Origin of the sequence: Archangium sp. (genome assembly GCF_036389735.1) — a bacterium.
GTDB lineage: Bacteria > Myxococcota > Myxococcia > Myxococcales > Myxococcaceae > Archangium.
In genome coordinates this window covers 1-19,461 of record NZ_DASVWK010000924.1, presented here as the reverse complement: position 1 = coordinate 19,461, position 19,461 = coordinate 1, and the positions used below count along the sequence as shown (strand labels likewise).

The following is a 19,461-nucleotide window of genomic DNA, read 5'->3' as shown; positions in this document are numbered from 1 at the left end:
TCGGAGCAGTTGGGCCAGCCCTTCGAGCTCTCGCGCCTCCTGCCCCTCGCCGTGTCCCTGGTCGCCACCCTGGCGGAGGTGCACCGCCGCGGCGTCATCCACAAGGACATCAAACCCGCCAACGTCCTGCTCTCGGCGGCGGGACAGGTGTGGCTCATCGACTTTGGTCTCGCCACCTCGCAGCAGTTGGAGCACGTGGAGGCCTCCGCCGCCGCCCTCGTCGAGGGCACGCCGCCGTACATGTCCCCGGAGCAGTCGGGGCGGATGAACCGGGCGGTGGACTACCGCACCGACTTCTATTCGCTGGGGGTGGTGCTCTATCAGCTGCTCACCGGAGAGCTCCCCTTCCGAGGCAAGGACGCCTTGGAATGGGTCCATGCCCACATCGCCCAGGCGCCCATGCCCCCGAGCCAGCGGGTGCCCTCCGTGCCCCCCCTGCTCTCGGCGGTGGTGCTCAAGCTGCTCGGCAAGGCCGCCGAGGAGCGCTACCAGAGCGCGGAGGGGTTGAAGGCGGATCTGGAGCGGTACTGGGAGGGGCTGCGGCGGGGCGCGCCGGAGGAGTTCCCCCTGGGCCAGCGGGACTTTCCCGCCCGCTTCCAACCCCCCCAGAGCCTCTACGGCCGCGAAGAGGAGCGCCAGGTGCTGTTGGGGGCCTTCGAGCGGGTGGCGCGAGCGGAGCGGGCCGAGTGGGTGTTGGTGCGGGGCTACTCGGGCATTGGAAAGTCCTCCATCGTCCACGAGTTGCACAAGCCGCTGCTGCGGCGCCGCGGCTTCTTTCTCAGCGGCAAGTTCAACCCGCTCCAGCGGGACGTGCCCTACGCCACCCTGGCCGGGTCCATGCGGGCGCTCGTGCAGCAGGTGCTCGCCGGCAGCGATGAGGAGGTGGCCGACTGGCGCCAGCGCCTGCTGGAGGCTTTCGAGGGCAATGGACAGGTGCTCGTGTCGCTGGTGCCCCAGCTGGAGCAGGTGGTGGGCAAGCAGCCCCCCGTGCCGGAGCTGCCACCGAACGAGGCGCAGAACCGCTTCAACCGTCTCCTCCAGCGCTTCCTCGCGGTGTTCGCCACCCCCGAGCGGCCGCTGGTGCTCTTCCTGGACGACTTGCAGTGGGCGGACTTCGCCAGCCTCAAGCTGCTGCAGTACCTCACCACCCACCCCGACACCCCTCCCCTGCTGCTCATTGGCGCCTACCGGGACAACGAGGTGAGCGCCTCGCATCCGCTGGCGCTGGCGCTGGCGGAGGTGCGCAAGGCGGCGGGTCGGCTGGTGGACCTCCACCTGGGCCCGCTGTCCCCCGAGCAGACGCGGCAATTGGTGGCGGATGCCCTCCCGGGCGCTTCGGACGAGCTCGTGGTGCCCCTGTCGGCGCTGGTGCAGGAGAAGACGGGGGGCAACCCCTTCTTCCTCCTCCAGTTGCTCCAGACGCTCCACCAGGATGGGCTGGTGGCGCGGGTGGCCGAGGGAGGGTGGCGCTGGGAGGAGCGGGCCGTACGGGCCAAGGGCTACTCGGACAACGTGGTGGAGTTCATGGCCGCCCGGCTGCGGCAACTGCCCCCGTCAACCCAGCAGCTGCTGCGTCTGGCCGCGTGTGTGGGCCATGCCTTCGCCCTGGAGACGGTGGCCCTGCTCTCCCGCCAGGAGGGCGCCGAGGTGGAGCGCGGCCTCGAACCGGCGCTCCAGGAAGGGCTGCTGGTGGAGACGGGCCTCCAGCACTACCGCTTCCCGCACGACCGCATCCACCAGGCCGCCTATGCCCTCATCGCCGAGGGGGAGCGCAAGGCGGCCCACCTGGAGATTGGCCGACGGCTGTGGGAGCGCCTCTCGCCCGAGGAGCTCCACGAGCGACTGTTCGACGTGGTGGGCCAGCTCAACGCGGGCGCGGAGTTGATCCAGGACGCGGAGGAGCGCTCCCGGCTGGCACGGCTCAACACCGAGGCGGGCCTGCGGGCCAAGGCCTCCGTGGCCTACCGCTCGGCCATTGGCTACTTCACCATGGCCTTCTCGCTGCTGCCCGCCAGCCCCTGGGAGACAGCCCCCGAGCTGGCCTTCAAGCTGCGTCTGGAGCAGGCCAGCTGCGAGCTGGTGAGTGGCAATGCCGCCGAGTCCAGCCGCCTCGTGGAGGAGCTGCTCCCGCGCGCCACCACGCGCCAGGCGCTGGCGGCCGTCTACCGGCTCAAGAGCAGCATCCTCCTCACGCTCAACCAGGCCCCCGCTTCCGCCGCCTGCCTGCTGGAGTGTCTGGAGCGCTTCGGCGTGAGCATCCCCGCCAAACCCACCTGGGAGCAGGTGGTCGCCGCCAACCAGGAGGTGGAAGCCCTCCTGGGCAACCGTCCCATCGAGAGCCTCATCGAGCTGCCCGCGATGACGGACCCGGACATGAAGGCGGCCCTGGGGTTGCTGGCGGCCCTGACCTGGCCCGCCTTCTTCACCGATGACAAGCTGCTGGCCCTGCACCTGTGCCGGACGATGGCCCTGACCCTCCGCCATGGGTACACCGCCGCGGCCGCACCGGGCTTCGCCTGGTACGGCTCGGTGACCAGCAGCCACTTCAAGGACTATCACCGGGGCCATGCCTTCGCCCGGCTGTCCTGCGAACTCATCGAGCGCCCCGACGCGGCGGCCTACCGGGGCCGGACCCTCTTCACCATGGGGAACGTGAGCATCTGGGTGAAGCCGATGCCGGTCGCGATGGAGTTCTACGAGAGGGCCTTTCAGCAAACGGTCCAGTCGGGCGACTTCCAGGTGGCCTGCTTCTGCTGCCTCTTCATCACGACGGTTCAGCTGTTCTCGGGCACCGAGCTGACCGAGGTGGCGCGGGAGATGGTCGCGCGCATCGACTTCGCGCGCAAGGTGGGCTTCCGGCAGCCGGAGGACATGATCCGGGTCTCCCACGCCTTCGTGCAGCAGATGCGGGGGCACACCGCGTCGTTCGAGTCCTTGAGCATGGAGGGCTTCGATGAGAGGGAATTCGAGGCCCAGTTGAGCGGCCGCATGCCCACGCTGAAGTTCTGGTATGCCACCCTCAAGGCCCGGTCGCGCTTCATGTGCGGCGCCTACGAGGAAGCCCGGCGGATCGTGGAGGAGGCCAAGGCCATGCTCTGGTCCATCTCCGGGCGCATCCAGCTTCTCGACTACCATCTCCACCGGGCGCTGATCCTCGCCGCGTGCTACCGGCAGGCCCCGGCGGAGCGGCAACAGGAGGACCTGGAGGAAATCCAGGCGCACCACCAACAGCTGGCGGAGTGGTCCAGGCACTGCCCGGAGACGTTTCGCGCGCCCGAGCGGATGGTGGCGGCGGAGCTGGACCGCCTCCTGGGAAGAGCGGACACGGCCCCGTCCACCTACGAGGAGGCCCTTCACGCCGCTCGCGAGCAGGGCCTCGTCCACCTCGTGGCCCTGGCGAGCGAACTGGCCGCGCGCTTCTGGGAGGAGCGGCGGCTGACCGAGCTGGCCCTCTTCTATGCCCGCAGGGCTCGCGAGGCCTATGCCCAGTGGGGCGCCGAGGGCAAGGTGCGGCACCTGGACCGGCAGTGGTCCCTGCTGACCAGCCCCGCCGTCAGAAACAGCCAGGACTCCACCAGCTATGACACGGACACCACCCAGCTGGACGCGCTCACCGTGGTCAAGGCCCAGCAGGCCATCTCCAGTGAGATGAACCTGGAGAAGCTGGTGGCCACCCTCATACGGGTGGCCCTGGAGAACGCCGGCGCCCAGCGGGGTGCCCTCTTGCTGCTGCAAGGCGAGACGCTGAAGGTGGAGGCCCTGGTGCCGGAGGCGGCGACCCAGATGCTGCCGTGGACCCTGCTCTCCTACGTGCGGCGCACCGGAGAGCCCGTCCTCATCAACGACACCTCCGCCCCCCACCCCTTCTCCTCGGACACCTTCTTCTCCCGCGGCCAGACTCGCGCCGTGTTGTGTCTGCCTTTGCAGCGCAAGGAGCGGTTCCACGGGCTGTTGTACCTGGAGAATGCACTCACCACCGAGGCCTTCAGGCCCGGCCACATCGCCCTGCTGCGGCACCTCGCCTCCCAGGCGGCCATCTCCGTCGAGAATGCAAAGCTATACACCGAGGTCCAGCAGGCCGAGGCGGCCCTGCGCCGGGCCAACGAGGAGTTGGAGCTGCGCGTGGAGGAGCGGACACGCGAGCTGAAGCAGGCCCAGGCGCGCTTGATGGAGACGGCTCGCTCGGTGGGAATGGCCGAGGTGGCCGCCAATGTATTGCACGACGTGGGAAACACGCTCACCAGCATCGTGGTGGACACCGAGCAGATGCACCAGGCGGTGCAGACCTCGCGCGTGGACCGTGTCGAGAAGGTATTCAACCTCCTGGCCGAGCACCGCTCCCACCTCACGGACTTCGTCAACCACGATGAAGGAGGCCGGCATCTGTTCACCTATCTGCCGAGCCTCGCGGCCGAGCTGACGCAGGAGCGGGCGTCGTTGCTGCACGGCCTGGGCATCCTGGGCAAGAACGTGGAGCGCGTGCGCACCATCATCGAGCTCCAGCACACCTACGCGAAGTCCTCGTTGCTGGTGGAGGAGTGCGAGCTGACCGAGGTGCTGGAGGAGGCCCTGCGCCTGCAAGCCGGAGCCCTGCGCAAGGCGGGCGTGCAGGTGAAGAAGGAGCTGGAGCCCCTGCCCCGCGTGAAGGTGGACAGACACCGGCTGCTTCAGATCCTCCTCAACCTGCTGAGCAACGCCCGACAGGCGTTGGAGGCGGTCGCGCCCGGGGACCGCTCGTTGTGGCTGCGCCTCCAGGGAGAGGGAAAGTGGTTCCGGATCCAGGTGGAGGACAATGGCCAGGGCATCTCGCCCGAAGTGAGCAGGCGCCTCTTCAACCAGGGCTTCACCACCCGCGAGAATGGCCACGGCATCGGACTGCACGCCAGCGCGCTCGCGGCGCGACTGATGGGGGGGCGACTGCGGTTGGAGAGCACCGGGCCAGGAAAGGGAGCCACCGCCACCCTCGAGCTGCCCACCTCGGAAGCGGAGAGCCCTCCATCGGTGGCGGCCGGCGGTCGCGATAGCTAGAAAACCATCAAACTTCGGGCAGAGGAGAAAACAACCAGATGAGACATCCACGCGTGGTCGCCGCCCTCCTCACCGCGGGTACCCTCGGGGCCTGCTCGACACCTGCCCAGCAGCCGCCCAAGGACGACACCCTGGCCCGGCTCGAGGTTTCGCAGCAGGACGTGCCCATGCCGCCCTGGCCCGCTGGCGACGAGCGCGGAATGGGCAACACGCAGGGTTCTGGCACCCGCATGCGCTGCGGTGTCTATCTGCTGAATCCGCACTCACGTGAGTACGAGTTGTCGTACGTGCGCTCGCGCACCATGCCGATGTCGCCGTTCGCCACTCCCGTCCAGTACACGTATCAGCCGACGTTTGGCCCGCCGTTCTCCCGGCATGCCGTCAACGGGGAGGTCCTCTCCGGAGAACCCGGGGGCCAGGGCACCCAGATCGACGCGCTGGGACACTTCGGCGTCCTGCCCGAGGTGTGGGATCCCTCGACGGGTCCCCTTCCCTCTCAAAACGCGGTCTATTACAGCGGCTACACCCAGGCCCAGGTGAAGCCGACCCCCGACTCGCCCCTGCTCAAGCTGGGCGTCGAGAAGATGCCTCCGATCGTCACCAGCGCCGTGCTGCTGGATGCGCGGACGTACCTCGGCGGTGGGAATCGGCTCGCCGGTGGCCAGCGGATCACCGCGGCCGACATCAACGGGATGATCCAGGCCCAGGAACTGGGCTGGCGCGGGCTGCTCCCGGGCGACGTGCTCTACATCTATACCGGCTGGGAGGAGCTCTGGCAGGACCCGAATGTGACGGGTGAGTACTACGCGAAGGGGCCCGGGCTCTCCGCGGACGCGGCGAAGCTGCTCGCGGAGAAGGCCATCGTCGCGGTCGGCCTCGACGTGCCCTTCATCGATGCGGTCAATGAGGGCCAACTGCAGGGAAAGGCGCCGCCTCCGCCTGGCACCCCGGCGGGTTTTCCCTTCTACGTCCACTCCTACGCCCTCAGTCAGGCGGGCATCCACCTGCTCGAGAATGTGCGCCTGAAGGAGATGGCCACGGACAAGACCTGGCTCTCCTGCACCATGGTCCTGGCCCTTCGGGAGCTCGGAGGATCAGGCTCGCCGGTGCGATCCGTCTCTTACGGCCCCCCCCGCCACTGAGGCGTCACCCCTGGACCGCGTGCGCGGGCACCCGCCAGCGCACGCCCCCGAGGCCAAAGTCCCGCACCACGTGCTCCACCATCTGGCCGTAGTGCTCCTCCACCCATTGGCGGAAGTAGAGGTCCGGCACCGCGAGCACCAGGTGCCCATCCTCCACGGCCACGGGCTGGGCCCGGGTGAGCCACGAGAGGGCATAGCGCTTGCCGTTGTCGTAGAGCCAGGAGAGGCACGCCTGCCACCTGCGGCCCGCCTCCGTGGACACGTCCACGGACGGCGGCCCGGACTCCTCCACCGCTTCGAGCTTCGAGGTCGGCACGTACCGCACCCAGACCTTGGGCGAGCAGAAGGCCAGGGCGGTCCCCATCGGCTGGCGGGTGCGGCCCCAGTCGGACTGGAGATAGGCGCGGCAGGCCGCCAGCAAACGGCTCTCGTCGCCGCCCACCTTCGCCAGGGCCTGCCCGTACCAGTCCGCCCACCCCGTCGGCTGGTCCTCGCGAGGCACGCCCGGGAAGGCCCTGCCGCGCTCGTCCTGGAAGGCCTCGAAGAAGGCCGCTGCCTGAGAGACCGGGGCGATCACGGGGACCTGGCAGCGCTCCTCCGCGGGAGGAGAGGCGGGCACCAGGTGCGTGCCAGGAAGGGCGAGCTGCACGGGATCGGCCTCCACGGGCACGTCCTCGGACAGGTCCTCGTCCGGGGGCATGGGCACGGGCGCGAGCCGTCCCATGGACGCTCTCCCCTCAACCCCTGCTGCAGAAGAAAGAGTCTTCTTCTCACTCTCCTTCTCCTTTCTCTTTCTGGGGGCGGATGTCCCTGGCGCGTCCGCCGGACGTCCGCCGGACGCCGCCGCGGCCTTGTTGGCGCGCTCCCGACGCTTGCGCTCGGCCTCCTTGCTCCTCTTTTCGAGCACTTGCACGTAGCGATCACAGAGCGTGAGGCGGACGCTGTCCCCCTCCCGCACCAGGATTCCCGCCCGGATCAGCGCGTTCCAGAAGGCACCGGGTGCGCCCGTCCACCGCACCGCGCTCTCCACCGCCTCGCACCACACGGCCTCGTCCGCGGACGCGTCCGGCGCATGTCCGGCGGACGTGGCGAAGGGCTCGAAGCGCCCGGAGGGCAGCGCCTGCACCGCCCAGATCTGGAGCTCCACGATGGCGCCCAGGAAGGCCCGTCGCTCCATCCCCAGCGCGCGCGCGGCACACACCACGGAGAGGCTCATGGGAAAGCCCACGTCTACCTGTACCCAGTCCAAACCGGCCATGGTCAGTTCCTTCCCTGGTCCATGTTGATCTGTAGCAGCCTGTCGTGCGCTCGCGGGAGGACGGGCCCCCCGCTTCGCGTGCTGATCGCGGAACCTCGGACGCAGCCCGGCCCCTGCGGGGGACGCCCCGCGGTGTCGAGTGTCTTGTGGTGATCCACGCCCGCGATCTGCACCGCCTTGCCCGAGTCGTCTACCCCCTCGGTGTCTGATCCGGCGTGATCCAGCGTTCCGTGGCGCCAAACGTCGGATCACGCACGACAGGTGGGCGTCTGATACAGGTGGCTACGCGGTGCAACGGAGTTGCAACAGCCCCGAGCCACCCACCAGGGGGCTCGGGGTCGGACCTCGCGAAGGGGACTAGATGCGCACCAGCTCGAACCAGTCGATGTTCACCGAGCCGTCGTCGAACACGAGCTTGATCTCGTGGAAGCCCTTGGGCAGGGTGAACGTCGTGGTGCCGTCGACCGTCTTGTAGGTGTTGTAGTCGTATGCGCCGCTGGCGTTGGTGGTGCCCGCCAGGGACAGGGTGCCGCCGCGCGCGACGCCGTCGATGACCAGCCGCACCCGGCTCGAGCCGGACACGCCGCGCGAGTAGCGGTAGCGGACCTTGTAGGTGTAGCCACCCGAGAGCGACTCGTAGCGCAACCACTCGCCCGGGGCCGTCCAGCCCACGAAGAAGCCGCTCCAGTCCGGCAGCACCGCGATGTCCACGTTCTCCTTGCGGTAGTTGGCGCCCGTGTTGCCAGCGGTGGTGTCGGAGTAGTCGACCCCGGAGACGCCGTTGGTCTGCCCGACGCCGTTACCGGTGTCGCTGTTGCTGTAGTTCTCCGCCTGGAAGCGCAGGGTGGAGCCCGCGTAGCCCGGGACGATGTTGGTGTTCGCCGTCACCCACGTCATGTCCTGCCGCGCCCGGTTGAGCCGCGCGTTGTCGGTGCGTACCAGCGAGTTCTCGTACTGGTCCGCGCAGCCAATCCCGCAGTGCTGGTACACGTACCACAGCAGTCCATCGATCTTCTGGTCGTTGGCCTTGTTCCACTCGTCGATGGCCTGGTAGGCCTCCTTCATCCAGTTGTCCCGGTAGCTGTCCTGCGAGTGCCGCGGGTTGGCTCCCCAGATGCCGTAGTACCAGTAGGTGTTGGTCTCGGTGATGTAGATGGGCTTCACCGCCGCCCCGAACTTCTCGTAGATCTTCCGCGCGTAGATCCTGAACACGCCGAAGTCGTTGCCCGACGAGAAGCGCGGATCCTCGGCGTTCAGGTCGGTGTCCGTGCTCGCGCCGCTGTAGGCGTGCAGGGCGAAGGCGTCGATCTGCGGATGGCCGCTCGCGTCCTTGTTCACGTTGTTCAGCACGAAGTCGAAGTAGTTGAGCATCTCCGCGCTGGGCCAACCGCCGGGCGCGAAGATGGACACCGTGGCGCCGGGACGCACTTCCTTGATCTTCTTGTAGACGCAGTTGTCGTCGTAGCCGTTGAAGACATACGTGTACCACTGCGCCGTCATGACCTTGGACGCATCGGCCAGCGGCTCGTTGCCGATGACGAAGACAGACACCAGGTCACCCAGGTCCAGGGCGATCTGCCGCGCCTTCATGGCGAAGTTGTAGCGGCCCACCCAATCCCCATCCTTGGGGATGGTGTAGCCAGACACCTGGTCGTAATCGAGCCGCAGGATGACCTTGAAGCCCGCGTTCACCACGTTCTGGAGCTTCGCGCGCTCGCCGGCCGGGTTCGTGTATTGCTGGGTGTAGATCATCTCCAGCGAGTACATCCCCTTGCCGTTCTTGATCGTCGTCTCCGCACCGGTTCCGTAGAAGTTGATGCCGTAGATGGGGTAGTTGCCCGCCGCGAACGCGGGCAGGGCCAGCAGGGACAGAAGCAGGGCTAGCTGTATTTTCATGAGAAATGGTCCTTTCCTGTTTTACGGCTTGAGACATGCCTCACGCCTCGTGTAGGTGTCAAACCGGGGGCCGGGAGGTTCCATCCGCGGACAGGTGTCCGGGCCTCGCGGACGAAGCGGACAGGTGTCCGGACACTCGTCCCGTGTGCACCAGCGCTCCAGGAGGGCAATCCCCCTGCTTCCCTCGGGAAGCTGCTCCGAGAGGCCAGAAAGGAGGGCTGGCACATCGGTTGCTCTTGGGTCCTGGCGTCTCATCACACGGAGAAACACCATGTCCACGTCGCTCACCCGCTCGTTCGTGAAGTTCGCGCTCCTCCCCTTCGCTCTGTCCATCGGCTTGTCCGCCTGCGGGGCCGGCACGGAGGACGCGCGGGAGATTCCCCAGACCGGTCTCGTCATCCGTGACCTGGTCATCCGTGACCAGCAGGCGCAGCCGGACGTCGTCATCCGGGGCGTGGTGGCCACCGGGGAGCAGCAGGGCCTCGTCATCCGAGACCGGACCGACGGCCTCGGCCAGGAGGTCGTCCTCCAGGGCCTCGTCATCCGCGACTGACGCTAGGCCACGCGGCGGGTGAGGTCCATCACCAGCGTCTGCGTGCCGGTGAGCAGCGAGCCGTCCCGCTTGGAGTGCGAGGACTCCAGCACCGCGCCGTGCGCCGCCCACCAGCGCTCGGCGTCCTCCTCCGTCCAGCGCCCAGCGTCCGTGCACACCTCCAACGCCTCGCGCAGCTCCCGCGCGCTCGCGTAGCGCGCCTCGGGCCGCTTCTCCAGGCAACGCAGGATGACGGCGCACAGGTCCTCGGGCAGCTCACGTCCGAGGCGCACCTTCGGCGGCACCGGCGGCGTGTGCAGGTGATGGGCGCAGATCTCCACCACGCTCCGGCCCTCGAAGAGGTGCGAGCCTGTCAGCAGTGCGTACCCCACCGCCCCCAGCGAGTAGAGGTCGCCGCGCGCGTCCACCTGCTCCGGGGAGGAGACGGCCTCGGGCGCCAGGTACAGCGGCGTGCCGGTGAGGGTGCCGCTCCGCGAGAGCGCCCCATCCACCGGATTGCCCAATTCCTTCACCAGCCCGAAGTCCAGCACCTTCACCAAGTCCGGCACGCCCCGGCGTCGGCACAGGAAGAGGTTGGCGGGTTTGATGTCGCGGTGCAGCAACCCCTGACCATGCGCCTCCTCCAACGCCCCACACACCTGACGCAGGATGTGGATGACGCGCCCGGGTGGCTGTGGTCCCGAGACGGCCAACACGCGCTCCAGGTCCCCACCCTCCAGGTACTCCATGACGTAGTAGAAGAGCCCCTCGGCGGTGCGGCCGTAGTCGTAGATGGCGATGGTGTTGGGATGGGTGAGCTGACTGGTGTGCTGAACCTCGCGCTCGAAGCGCTCCAGGCCCCGACCATCCGTGTCCGTGCGCAGCAGCTTGATGGCGGTGCGGCGGCGCAGCATGGCGTGGCTGGCCAGGTACACCTCACCCATGGCCCCAGCCCCCAACCGCTCGAGCAGCGTGTACTGGCCCAGCCGGCGTGCGTCCCTCACCTGCTTGCGCAGCCCGTAGATGACCGCGGAGGCCACCGTGCTGAAGCTCACCGCCACGATGACCCAGCACAGCACCAGCAGCAGCACGGTGATGGGCGTGAGGTGCGCCAGCTCGCGGCTGCGCGAGGCGACACTGGCCGACACCAAACCGAGGCCGCACGCGCCACTGCTCAGCAACAGCGTGCGCCGGGCGCTGCTGGGCACCAGGATGGCACGCAGGATCAACAGCGCCACCAGCGCCAGCAGCATCTCGTAGACGCCCGCCACCGGGTAGGGGTGGACGAAGGGCCAGCTCGACACCACGGCCCCCATCATCAAGATGCCCACCGTCTCGGTGACCTTCAGGGCCCGGAGCGAGCGCGTGCCGGTCCGGCACAGCAGCCAGATGGAACCGAAGACGATGTACTCGCCCAGGGCCTGGTAGGAGATCAGCCCCTTCAGCGCCGCCCGAAAGCCCACCGCCGGATCCAACCCCACCGCGAGGTTGAAGAGCGGGTAATAGAGGACGTCGATGAGAAAGCACACCTTCCCGAACAGCCCCAGGCGCTCCTGCAACAGCGCCCGTCCGTCCTCGGAGCCGCTCGAAGACCCACTCGCGCCAGTCACGCCAGCCGGGATGGCGAGAGGCGAAGGAACCGCTTCATTCATGGCGGGCACAAGATAGCCGCGAATCCCTTCTCTGTCTGTCGATGTACAGTGCGCCCGCCATGCTCAAGACGCTCATCGTGGATGACCAGCCGGCGGTGCGCACCGCGCTGGAAGTCCTCTTCGACCTGCATGCGCTCCCTACCCTCGTGGCCAGCTCCCCCCAGGAGGCCCTGGAGTTGGTGGCGACCGAGGATGTGGGAGTGGTGGTGCAGGACATGAACTTCACCGAGGCCACCACCTCCGGCCACGAGGGCCTCCAGCTCCTCCGGGACATCAAGCGCCTGGACCCGGACCTGCCCGTGGTGGCGATGACGGCCTGGACGTCGCTGGAGATGGCGGTGCGGCTCATCAAGGAGGGCGCGAGCGACTACCTGGCCAAGCCCTGGGACGACACCAAGCTCGTCAACACGGTCAAGAACCTGTCCCGGCTGCGGGAGCTGGCGCTGGAGAACACGCGCCTGCGGGCCGGGGGCGCGAGGGCCCGGGCGGCCCTGGCCCAGCGGCATGACCTGCGCGGCGTCATCTACTCCAGCCCCGTCATGCACGAGGTGGTGTCGCTGGTGGTGAAGGTGGCCCCCGCGGACGTGCCGGTGCTGATCACGGGTCCCAATGGCGCCGGCAAGGAGCAGGTGGCGGAGATGGTGCAGGCCAACTCGCGCCGGCGGGACAAGCCCTTCGTGAAGGTGAACTGCGGTGGGCTGCCGGACCAGCTCCTGGAGGCCGAGCTCTTCGGCGCCGAGCCCGGCGCCTACACGGGGGCCACGAAGCTGCGCGTGGGCCGCTTCGAGGAGGCCCACGGGGGCACCCTCTTCCTGGATGAGATCGCCAACCTGTCCCTGACGGGCCAGGCCCGACTGCTGCGCGTGCTCCAACTGGGAGAGTTCCAGCGGCTGGGCAGCAACGTGACGCGCAAGGTGGACGTGCGCGTCATCAGCGCCACCAACGTGGACCTGCCCAGGGCCATCCAGGCGGGCACCTTCCGCGAGGACCTCTATTTCCGGCTCGCCGTCATCGAGGTGCGGCTCCCCGCGCTGAAGGACCGGCCGGAGGACGTGCCAGTGCTGGCCGAGCACTTCCTCGGCGGTTTGCGACCCGAGGGCGAGCCGCTGCACTTGAGCGCCGGGGCGCGCCAGGCCCTGCTGGCCCATGACTGGCCGGGCAACGTACGCGAGCTGCGCAACCGCCTTCAGCGCGCGGTACTGGTGCGCAAGGGGGTCCTCCTGGAGGCGGTGGACCTCGGGCTGTCCGAGGCTGGCGCTCCGATGAAGGCGCCCGCGGAGCCCGCGGCCACCTCCCCTGCCCTCTCCGAGGACGAGGTGGCCGAGCGCGCCGCCGTGGAGCAGGCCCTGGCCGAGGCCCGGGGCGTGGTGTCGCGCGCCGCCGCCCAGCTCGGCCTCAGCCGCCAGGCGCTCTACCGGCGCATGGAGCGGCTCGGCCTGCGCGTGGAGCGTCGGCTCCTTCCATGAGGCCCCGGCTCGACATCGCGGCCCTCGTGCTCGCGTCGGTGCCGGGCGCCGGCCTCGCCCTGGCCACCGGCTCGGTGCCCTGGACGCTGCTGGGCACGGGGCTCGGGGTAGGCCTGGGGTGGGGGCTGCTCGCGTGGGCCGCACGTGCCCAGGCCGTCGGGCAGGAGAAGCTGCTGCGCTCCGTGGTGGAGGGCGCGCCCATGGCCATCCTGCTGTATGGCGACTCGGGCCACATCGCCTTCACCAACGCCGCCGCGCGGGAGCTGTTCTTCGAGGGCCGCACCGTGGAGGGGCAGAACTTCCTCTCCATGCTCCAGGCAGCCCCCGCTCCCCTGCGACAGGCGCTCCTCGCCCAGAGCGACGAGCTCTTCACCGTGGAGGTGGAGGGCGAGAGCGAGACCTTCCACCTGTCCAAGCGCGACTTCGACTGGAGCGGCGAGCCGCACACGCTGCTCCTGGTCAAACACCTCACCCACGAGCTGGCGCGCCAGGAGGTGGACGTCTGGAAGAAGGTCATCCGGGTGATGAGCCACGAGCTGAACAACTCGCTGGCCCCTCTCTCCTCGCTGCTGCACTCGGCACGGCTCATCGCCCAGAACCCCGAGCAACTGGGCAAGCTGGCCCGCGTCCTCGATCTCCTGGAGGAGCGTGCCACCCACCTGCGCACCTTCCTCGACGGGTACGCGCGCTTCGCCAGGCTGCCCCGCCCCCAGCCGGCGGTGGTGGAATGGTCCCGGCTGCTCGCCGGACTCCAGGCGCTGTATCCCCACGCCACCTTCGCGCCACCTCCGTCCGCGCCCGGCTGGTTCGACCCGGCCCAGGTGGAGCAGGTGCTCATCAACCTGTTGAAGAACGCGCAAGAGGCGGGGGGCGCGCCCGAGAGCGTGGCCCTGGAGGTGGAGGAGGCCGAGGGAGGCATCCGGCTGCGCGTGCGGGACCGTGGCAGGGGGCTCTCTCCCGAGGTCCTGCAACATGCCCTGCTGCCCTTCTACACCACCAAGGAGAAGGGCTCGGGCCTGGGGCTCGCGCTGTGCCGGGAGATCATCGACGCGCACCACGGGCGGCTGCGGCTCGAGAACCGGGAGGGAGGAGGGGCCACCGTCACCGTGTGGCTGCCCGGGCGTGAAGCGGGGAACGTGGGCCAGTCCTCCCGGGCGCGGTTGACGATGACCCGCTCGTGAGCCGCTCCCGGCGCTCAGTGCGCGGCGGTCGGCGGCGGAGCCATGGGCAGCCGGACGGTGAAGCAGGAGCCCGTGTTCAGCTCGCTCTCGACGGAAATCCTCCCCTCGAGCGCGTCCACGATCCGCCGGACGATCCACAACCCGAGCCCGAGGCCGCCGTACTTCCGGACCGAGACGGCGCGCTCGAACCGCTCGAAGATCCGCGCTTGATCTTCCGCGGCGATGCCAATCCCGTGGTCACGCACGCGGACGGTCACCCAGCCGTCCAGGACCGCTGCGGTGACCTCGATCGGCTTGCCGGCGCCATACTTCAAGGCGTTCGAGATGAGGTTGGTGAGGAGCTGTTCGAGGCGGCCACGATCCCAGAAGCCGATGATCGGGCTCTCGGCATGGACCGTCAGCGTCGAGCCCGTCCGCTCCCGCTCGGGCTCGAGCTGGGCGGCGAGCTCCTTCACCAAGGACGCGAGCTCGACCTCCTCCGGGTGCAGCTCGAGCCTGCCCGCGGCGATGCGCGAGACATCGAGCAGCTCGTCGACGAGTCGAGCGAGCCGGTTCACCTGCCGGATCATCCGATCGATCGTCGTGACCACGGTCTCCGCTGGCACCCCCGAAGGGCTGGCCTCGACCTTCTTGAGCAGGAGGTGAAGCTGCAGTCGCAGCGGCGTCAGCGGGGTCTTCAGCTCGTGCGACGCGACGGACAGGAAGTCATCGCGGAGCTGAATCGCTTGTTGCGCCTTCCGGTAGAGGCTCGCGTTGTCGATCGCCACGGCGGCCTGCGCCGCGACCGATGCCATGAGGCGCTCGTGTTGCTCGGTGAAGACGCCCGGACGCGAGTGACCGAAGAACAGCCCGCCCAGCACCTCGCCCGTGCGAGAGCTGACCGGAACGGCCAGATAGCTGCACACGGGCAGGTGTCCCCTGGGCATCCCCTGGTGTGGCGGATTGTGGCCGTAGCGCGCGTCCCGGGTCACGTCGTCGAGCCGGAGGATTCCCTCGCCGCGGAAGGTGACGGCGAAGAGCTCGGTGCTCCTCGGGACTCCGAAGCGGGCAAATGCCTCGCGAGGCGCACCCGACAACGTGAACAGCTGGAACGCATCCCCCTCTTCGTTCTTCGCCGTGTGGAAGTACGCGCCGAACTGCGCCCCGGTGAGCGCGGTGGCCTCATCCGTGAGGCGTTGGAGGAGCCGCTGGAGATCGAGCTCCCCGGAGAGGGCCGCGCCGATGTGATGGAGCGTGTCGAGCGTCTCATTGGCTTCTCGCAGCGTGGCCTCGGAGCGGTCGCGCTCACGGGCGGCCGTCTCGAGGGCCCGCGCGATGTCCGCGACCTCGGTGACGGTGGAGACCACGGGAGACAGCACGGCCCCTTGGCCCAGCGCTGTCGCCGAGGACGACAGCGCGATCATCGGGCGCGCGATCCGGCGGCCGAAGACAATGGCCAGCACGATGGCCACGAGCAACAGCGCGGCCCCGCCCCCGAGCACGGCCCCGAAGGTGCGGTGGACCGGCCCTCGGAGCTCGCTGGCGGGCAGCCCCAGGACCACCGTCCAGCCAGTGACTTTCGACCGGGTGAAGGCGCCGTAGGCGGGCCTCCCCTCCTGCGTCACATCCTCGAACACGCCCTCCATCCGCTCCCGGCTCCGCGCCGCGAGGACCGGTGTCGCCGCACGTCCGATGAACTGCTCCGGGGAGCGCGAGCGCGCGAGGATCGTCGCATTCCGATCCAGGAGCGCCGAGGTCCACTCTGGAGGGAGGTCATGAGCCTGAAGGACGCGTGAGAGGACCTCGAGCCGGAGTGACCCGGAGAGCACGTACCTCATGTGGCCGTCCCGCATCACGGGCACGGAGACCACGAGGATGGGAACGCCGGAGAGCTTCCCCACGGAGAAGCCAGAGACCGCGGGCCGGCCCGTGGCGAGCACCTGTTTGAACGCCTCGCGGTCGGCGAGCGACGGCAGCGGGGTTCCGAAAGGCTGGTTGGTGGAGAGCAGCTGCTCACCGTTCACGCGGCTGACGGAGATCGACTGCCAGCCCGCCTCACTCGACACCGCACGGGTGGCCCTCCGATGAAGCTCCGCGAGCCCCTGGGTATCGAAGTCCTCCGATGCCGCGAACAGGTTCAAGCCGGTGACGACCGACGCGATTCGCTCATCGACGGCGGCGGTCAGCGCACGCGAGGTACCCTGGAGTCCCAGCTCCACGCTGGTGCGCTGCTCGTGCGCGAGCAGCGTGACGACCGCGCAGGCGAAGACGAGCACCGGCAGCACGGCCACGAGCACCAAACCGATGAGGTGTGAGCGGAGCCTCATGAGGAGCGGCTCAGAAGGCACCGATACTGAAGTGCAGCTGCGCCGCCGGCTCGTTGAGCGTCTCGTCCGGGTCCAGGTTGATGCCCACGTCGAAGGCCAGAGGACCCACCGGCGTCACGTAGCGCACCCCCGCGCCCGTCGAATAGCGCAGCGCCTTGAGCTGGAACTGCTTGCGGTCCAGCCAGAGGTTGCCCGCCTCCAGGAAGACGCCCAGGTCCAACGAGCTGCGCATGGGGATGCGCAGCTCGGCCTTGCCCAGGGTGAACAGCTCGCCGCCGGCGCTCGTGGGCGCCTGGCCACCAAGGATGGTCAGCACTTCCGGGCTACAGCCCGACGGGTGGATGAGCGAGCGGCAGTCGGCCACCTGCCGGCGCAGCTCCGTGCGCTGGTCCTCTCCGAGGATGCCGTCCTCCCGGAAGCCGCGCAGGCTGTTGGAGCCGCCCAGGAAGAAGCGCTTGGGGCCGATGACCCACGCGTCCTTCTCCAGCGGCACGACGGTGCCCGCGCGCACCGACAGCGCCATCACCACCCGTGTCCCCAGCGGTGCGTACGCACTCACCGTCCCCGAGACCTTCAGGCCGTTGATGGGCAGCGGCTCGCCGTTGGTCGGCTGCGAGCTCAAGTCGCGCATCAGCTCGGCGGTGGTGGACACCAGCAGACCCTTGTGCGGATTGGCCGGGTCATCCCGCAGGTCCACCGAGGCCGACGAGCGCAGCGAGTGCAGGAGGAAGAAGCCCAGGGGGAAGCGCAGCCGCTGCTGGTCCTCGCGGCTCGGGGTGGTGAGCGTCCGCTCTCCCGACTGGAGCAGGTTGCCCTCCAGCTCGTACTGGAGCGCGAAGGTGAGCCAGCGCGTCAGCGTCCAGTCCAGGCCCGTCACCGCCGCGGCCCGGCTGGAGACGTACGAGGGCCGGTGCATGCGCTCGAGGATGAGGTCCAACCGCGCGCCCACCTCCAGCGGCAGCAGGCCGTAGAGGCGGGGCTGCACGGCCGACAGCACGCCGCGGCCACCGAAGTCGCGCACCCAATCGTACGCACCCGGCGCCGTGCACTCCTCCGGCACGGCCGCGCAGCGGGCCCGGGCGACCGCGGCCTTCTCGATGCCCACCGTGCTCCAGCCCGAGTAGTTGAGCTTCAACCGGCCCGACAGGTTGAGGCCACGCCCGTCCAGGTTCGGCCGGGCCATGTCCAGCAGCAGGCGCGGGCCTTCCGACAGGAAGTAGCCGGCCGCCACCTCGCCCTCGGTGCGCGGGCGCTCGCGCACCTCCACCACCACGTCCTTGCTGGCCTCCGGCACGTCCGGCTTTTCCAGCCGCACCGTCACCTGACGGAAGATGTTGAGGAGCGCCAGCCGGCGCTGGCTCTCGAACATCTTGTCCGGATCCAGCACCTCATCCTCCTTGAGGCGCAGGGTGGCCCGCACCACGGCCTCGTTGGTGCGATCCGTTCCGCGTACGAGGACGCGGCCCACCGTCACCCGGGGTCCCGGCTCCATCCGGTAGAGGATGCTCATGCCCTTCTTGCCCTCGGGCTTGGGGTCGGCATCCACGCGCGCGAAGAGGTAGCCCTTGCGCCCCAGCTCCGTGGCGAGCGCCTGCCGCCCGCGCTCCACCTCCTCGAGGTTCAGCGGCTCGCCCCGCTTGACCGGCACCAGCTTCTGGCCGGCGAAGCCCTGGGGGCCGCCCTCGAAGCGCACCTCGGACACCTTCATCTGCGGGCCTTCGAAGACCTCGAACCAGACCGCCGCCGAGCGCCGATCCAGGTTCATCCGCAGCCGGGTGAAGCTCACCCGCGCCTCCAGGAAGCCGCGCTCGCGGTAGGCCTCCGTCATGGACTCGGCGGCTTCCTTGTAGGCCTCCTCGACGAAGACGGTGGCTGGGTCGTGTACCCACTCGGGAGGCCCCGAGCGGCGCTGACGCCCCGGGGGCTCCATCGGATCCGCCAGCAGGCGCGGCGGCGTGGAGGGCTGGGGCTCGTTGGCGCGAATGCGCTCGGTGAGCATCTCGCGCAGCGTCTCGCGGGAGAGCACCGTGTTGCCCCGGAAGTGGAGCCGCCGCACGCGCAGCGGGTGGCCCTCCTCGATGTCGAAGGCGAGCACCGCCTCCTCGCCGTCCGGGCGGTGCACCTCGCGCGACTCCACGTGGACGTCGTGGAAGCCACGGTAGCGGTAGAAGGACTCCAGTTGCCGCACCAGCCGGGCCACCGTCGAGGCGTCCAGGGGCTCCGAGCCGTCATAGGTGAGCACCCGCGACAGCAGCGTGTCCGGGAAGCGGTGGTTGCCATGGAAGTGGACGGAGAAGCGCGGGCCGGCGGACAGGGGCACCACCACCGTGGCCGCATCGCCCTCGCCGAGCGTGGGCTGGCCCACGAAGGCGCGCCAGTAGCCCCGCTCGCGCAGCAGCGTCCCCAGCCGCTCCAGTCCCGAGTCCAGGCCGCCACGGTCCAGCACCCCGCCCACCTTCAGCCCCAACGTGGCGAGCAGCTCGGACAACGGCAGCCCCGAGTCACCCGTCACCGAGACGGCCGCCACCCGCGTGGGCTTGCCCTCGACGAGGGTGAACACCAGCGCCACGCCACCGGGCACCGACTCGCGCGACACCTCCATCCGCGCCTCGTTGTAGCCCTGGCGCCCGTACGCCCGCGAGAGGCCGCCCATGGCCGCCTCCAGCGCCTCCTCGTCGAGCCGCTGGCCCACGGCGATGCCCTGCCCGCGCAACACCTCCACCAGCGCCGCGTCCTCCAGGACGACGTTGCCCTCCACCGAGAGCCGGAGGATGGGCCGCATGGGCGTGAGTTCGAACACCACTCGCACGCCACCGGGCACGTCCACCGTGCGCACGACGATGTCGGAGAAGCGCCCGCTGGCCCACAGCCGCTCCACCGAGCGGCGCACCGCGCGGGCCGACAGGGCCTGCCCCTTGCTCACCGCCACCAGCTCGCTCAGCCCCGCCGAGTCCACGTCCCCGGGCAGGAGCAGCTTCACCTCCAGCACCTCGGGGCCGG

Annotated in this window: 10 protein-coding genes; 5 read left to right on the top strand and 5 right to left on the bottom strand. The window is 69.4% G+C overall.

Annotated features, from left to right (window positions below; translation table 11 throughout):
* Positions 1 to 9: 9 nt before the first annotated feature.
* Positions 10 to 5,028, top strand: a complete 5,019-nt coding sequence (locus VF794_RS32820) for an ATP-binding sensor histidine kinase (protein WP_331117059.1) — start codon at positions 10 to 12, stop codon at positions 5,026 to 5,028.
* A 38-nt stretch (positions 5,029 to 5,066) separates the two neighbouring features.
* Entirely contained in the window at positions 5,067 to 6,170 is a 1,104-nt protein-coding gene (locus VF794_RS32815; protein ID WP_331117058.1) for a cyclase family protein, read from the top strand.
* Between the two features lie 4 nt (positions 6,171 to 6,174).
* Here the strand turns inward: VF794_RS32815 and VF794_RS32810 are convergent, their stop codons facing one another.
* Together VF794_RS32810 and VF794_RS32805 are read right to left on the bottom strand one after the other, a co-directional pair.
* Positions 6,175 to 7,428 (bottom strand): DnaA N-terminal domain-containing protein, encoded by a 1,254-nt coding sequence (locus tag VF794_RS32810; protein ID WP_331117057.1) that lies wholly within the window; start codon positions 7,426 to 7,428, stop codon positions 6,175 to 6,177.
* Positions 7,429 to 7,785: 357 nt separating this feature from the next.
* Positions 7,786 to 9,324 carry a carbohydrate-binding domain-containing protein gene (locus VF794_RS32805; protein WP_331117056.1) on the bottom strand — a complete coding sequence of 513 codons (1,539 nt, stop codon included), beginning with the start codon at positions 9,322 to 9,324 and terminating at the stop codon, positions 7,786 to 7,788.
* A gap of 271 nt (positions 9,325 to 9,595) precedes the next feature.
* Between VF794_RS32805 and VF794_RS32800 the strand changes: the two genes are divergently transcribed.
* Positions 9,596 to 9,877: a hypothetical protein gene (locus VF794_RS32800; protein ID WP_331117055.1), complete on the top strand. Its 282-nt coding sequence runs from the start codon at positions 9,596 to 9,598 to the stop codon at positions 9,875 to 9,877.
* A 2-nt stretch (positions 9,878 to 9,879) separates the two neighbouring features.
* On the opposite strand, the gene VF794_RS32795 is transcribed toward VF794_RS32800, so the two are convergent.
* The gene (locus VF794_RS32795) at positions 9,880 to 11,508 is read right to left on the bottom strand and encodes a serine/threonine-protein kinase (RefSeq protein ID WP_331117054.1); all 1,629 of its coding nucleotides are present in this window, start codon (positions 11,506 to 11,508) and stop codon (positions 9,880 to 9,882) included.
* A gap of 59 nt (positions 11,509 to 11,567) precedes the next feature.
* Here VF794_RS32795 and VF794_RS32790 point away from each other — a divergent pair, with 59 nt between their 5' ends.
* Both VF794_RS32790 and VF794_RS32785 read left to right on the top strand, forming a co-directional pair.
* Positions 11,568 to 12,974 (top strand): sigma-54 dependent transcriptional regulator, encoded by a 1,407-nt coding sequence (locus tag VF794_RS32790; RefSeq protein WP_331117053.1) that lies wholly within the window; start codon positions 11,568 to 11,570, stop codon positions 12,972 to 12,974.
* Positions 12,971 to 14,155, top strand: a complete 1,185-nt coding sequence (locus tag VF794_RS32785; RefSeq protein WP_331117052.1) for a sensor histidine kinase — start codon at positions 12,971 to 12,973, stop codon at positions 14,153 to 14,155. Before VF794_RS32790 ends, VF794_RS32785 begins: the two co-directional genes overlap by 4 nt.
* Positions 14,156 to 14,169: 14 nt before the next feature.
* On the opposite strand, the gene VF794_RS32780 is transcribed toward VF794_RS32785, so the two are convergent.
* Both VF794_RS32780 and VF794_RS32775 read right to left on the bottom strand, forming a co-directional pair.
* Entirely contained in the window at positions 14,170 to 16,461 is a 2,292-nt protein-coding gene (locus VF794_RS32780; protein WP_331117051.1) for an ATP-binding protein, read from the bottom strand.
* Positions 16,462 to 16,471: 10 nt separating this feature from the next.
* A partial coding sequence (locus VF794_RS32775; protein WP_331117050.1) for a POTRA domain-containing protein occupies positions 16,472 to 19,461 on the bottom strand: 2,990 nt, incomplete at its 5' end.

Bases quoted from the DNA above. Each gene is read 5' to 3' on its own strand.
- VF794_RS32815 (WP_331117058.1), top strand. From the start codon at position 5,067: ATGAGACATCCACGCGTGGTCGCCGCCCTCCTCACCGCGGGTACCCTC.
- VF794_RS32810 (WP_331117057.1), bottom strand. From the start codon at position 7,428: ATGGCCGGTTTGGACTGGGTACAGGTAGACGTGGGCTTTCCCATGAGC.
- VF794_RS32805 (WP_331117056.1), bottom strand. From the start codon at position 9,324: ATGAAAATACAGCTAGCCCTGCTTCTGTCCCTGCTGGCCCTGCCCGCG.
- VF794_RS32800 (WP_331117055.1), top strand. From the start codon at position 9,596: ATGTCCACGTCGCTCACCCGCTCGTTCGTGAAGTTCGCGCTCCTCCCC.
- VF794_RS32795 (WP_331117054.1), bottom strand. From the start codon at position 11,508: ATGAATGAAGCGGTTCCTTCGCCTCTCGCCATCCCGGCTGGCGTGACT.
- VF794_RS32790 (WP_331117053.1), top strand. From the start codon at position 11,568: ATGCTCAAGACGCTCATCGTGGATGACCAGCCGGCGGTGCGCACCGCG.
- VF794_RS32785 (WP_331117052.1), top strand. From the start codon at position 12,971: ATGAGGCCCCGGCTCGACATCGCGGCCCTCGTGCTCGCGTCGGTGCCG.
- VF794_RS32780 (WP_331117051.1), bottom strand. From the start codon at position 16,461: ATGAGGCTCCGCTCACACCTCATCGGTTTGGTGCTCGTGGCCGTGCTG.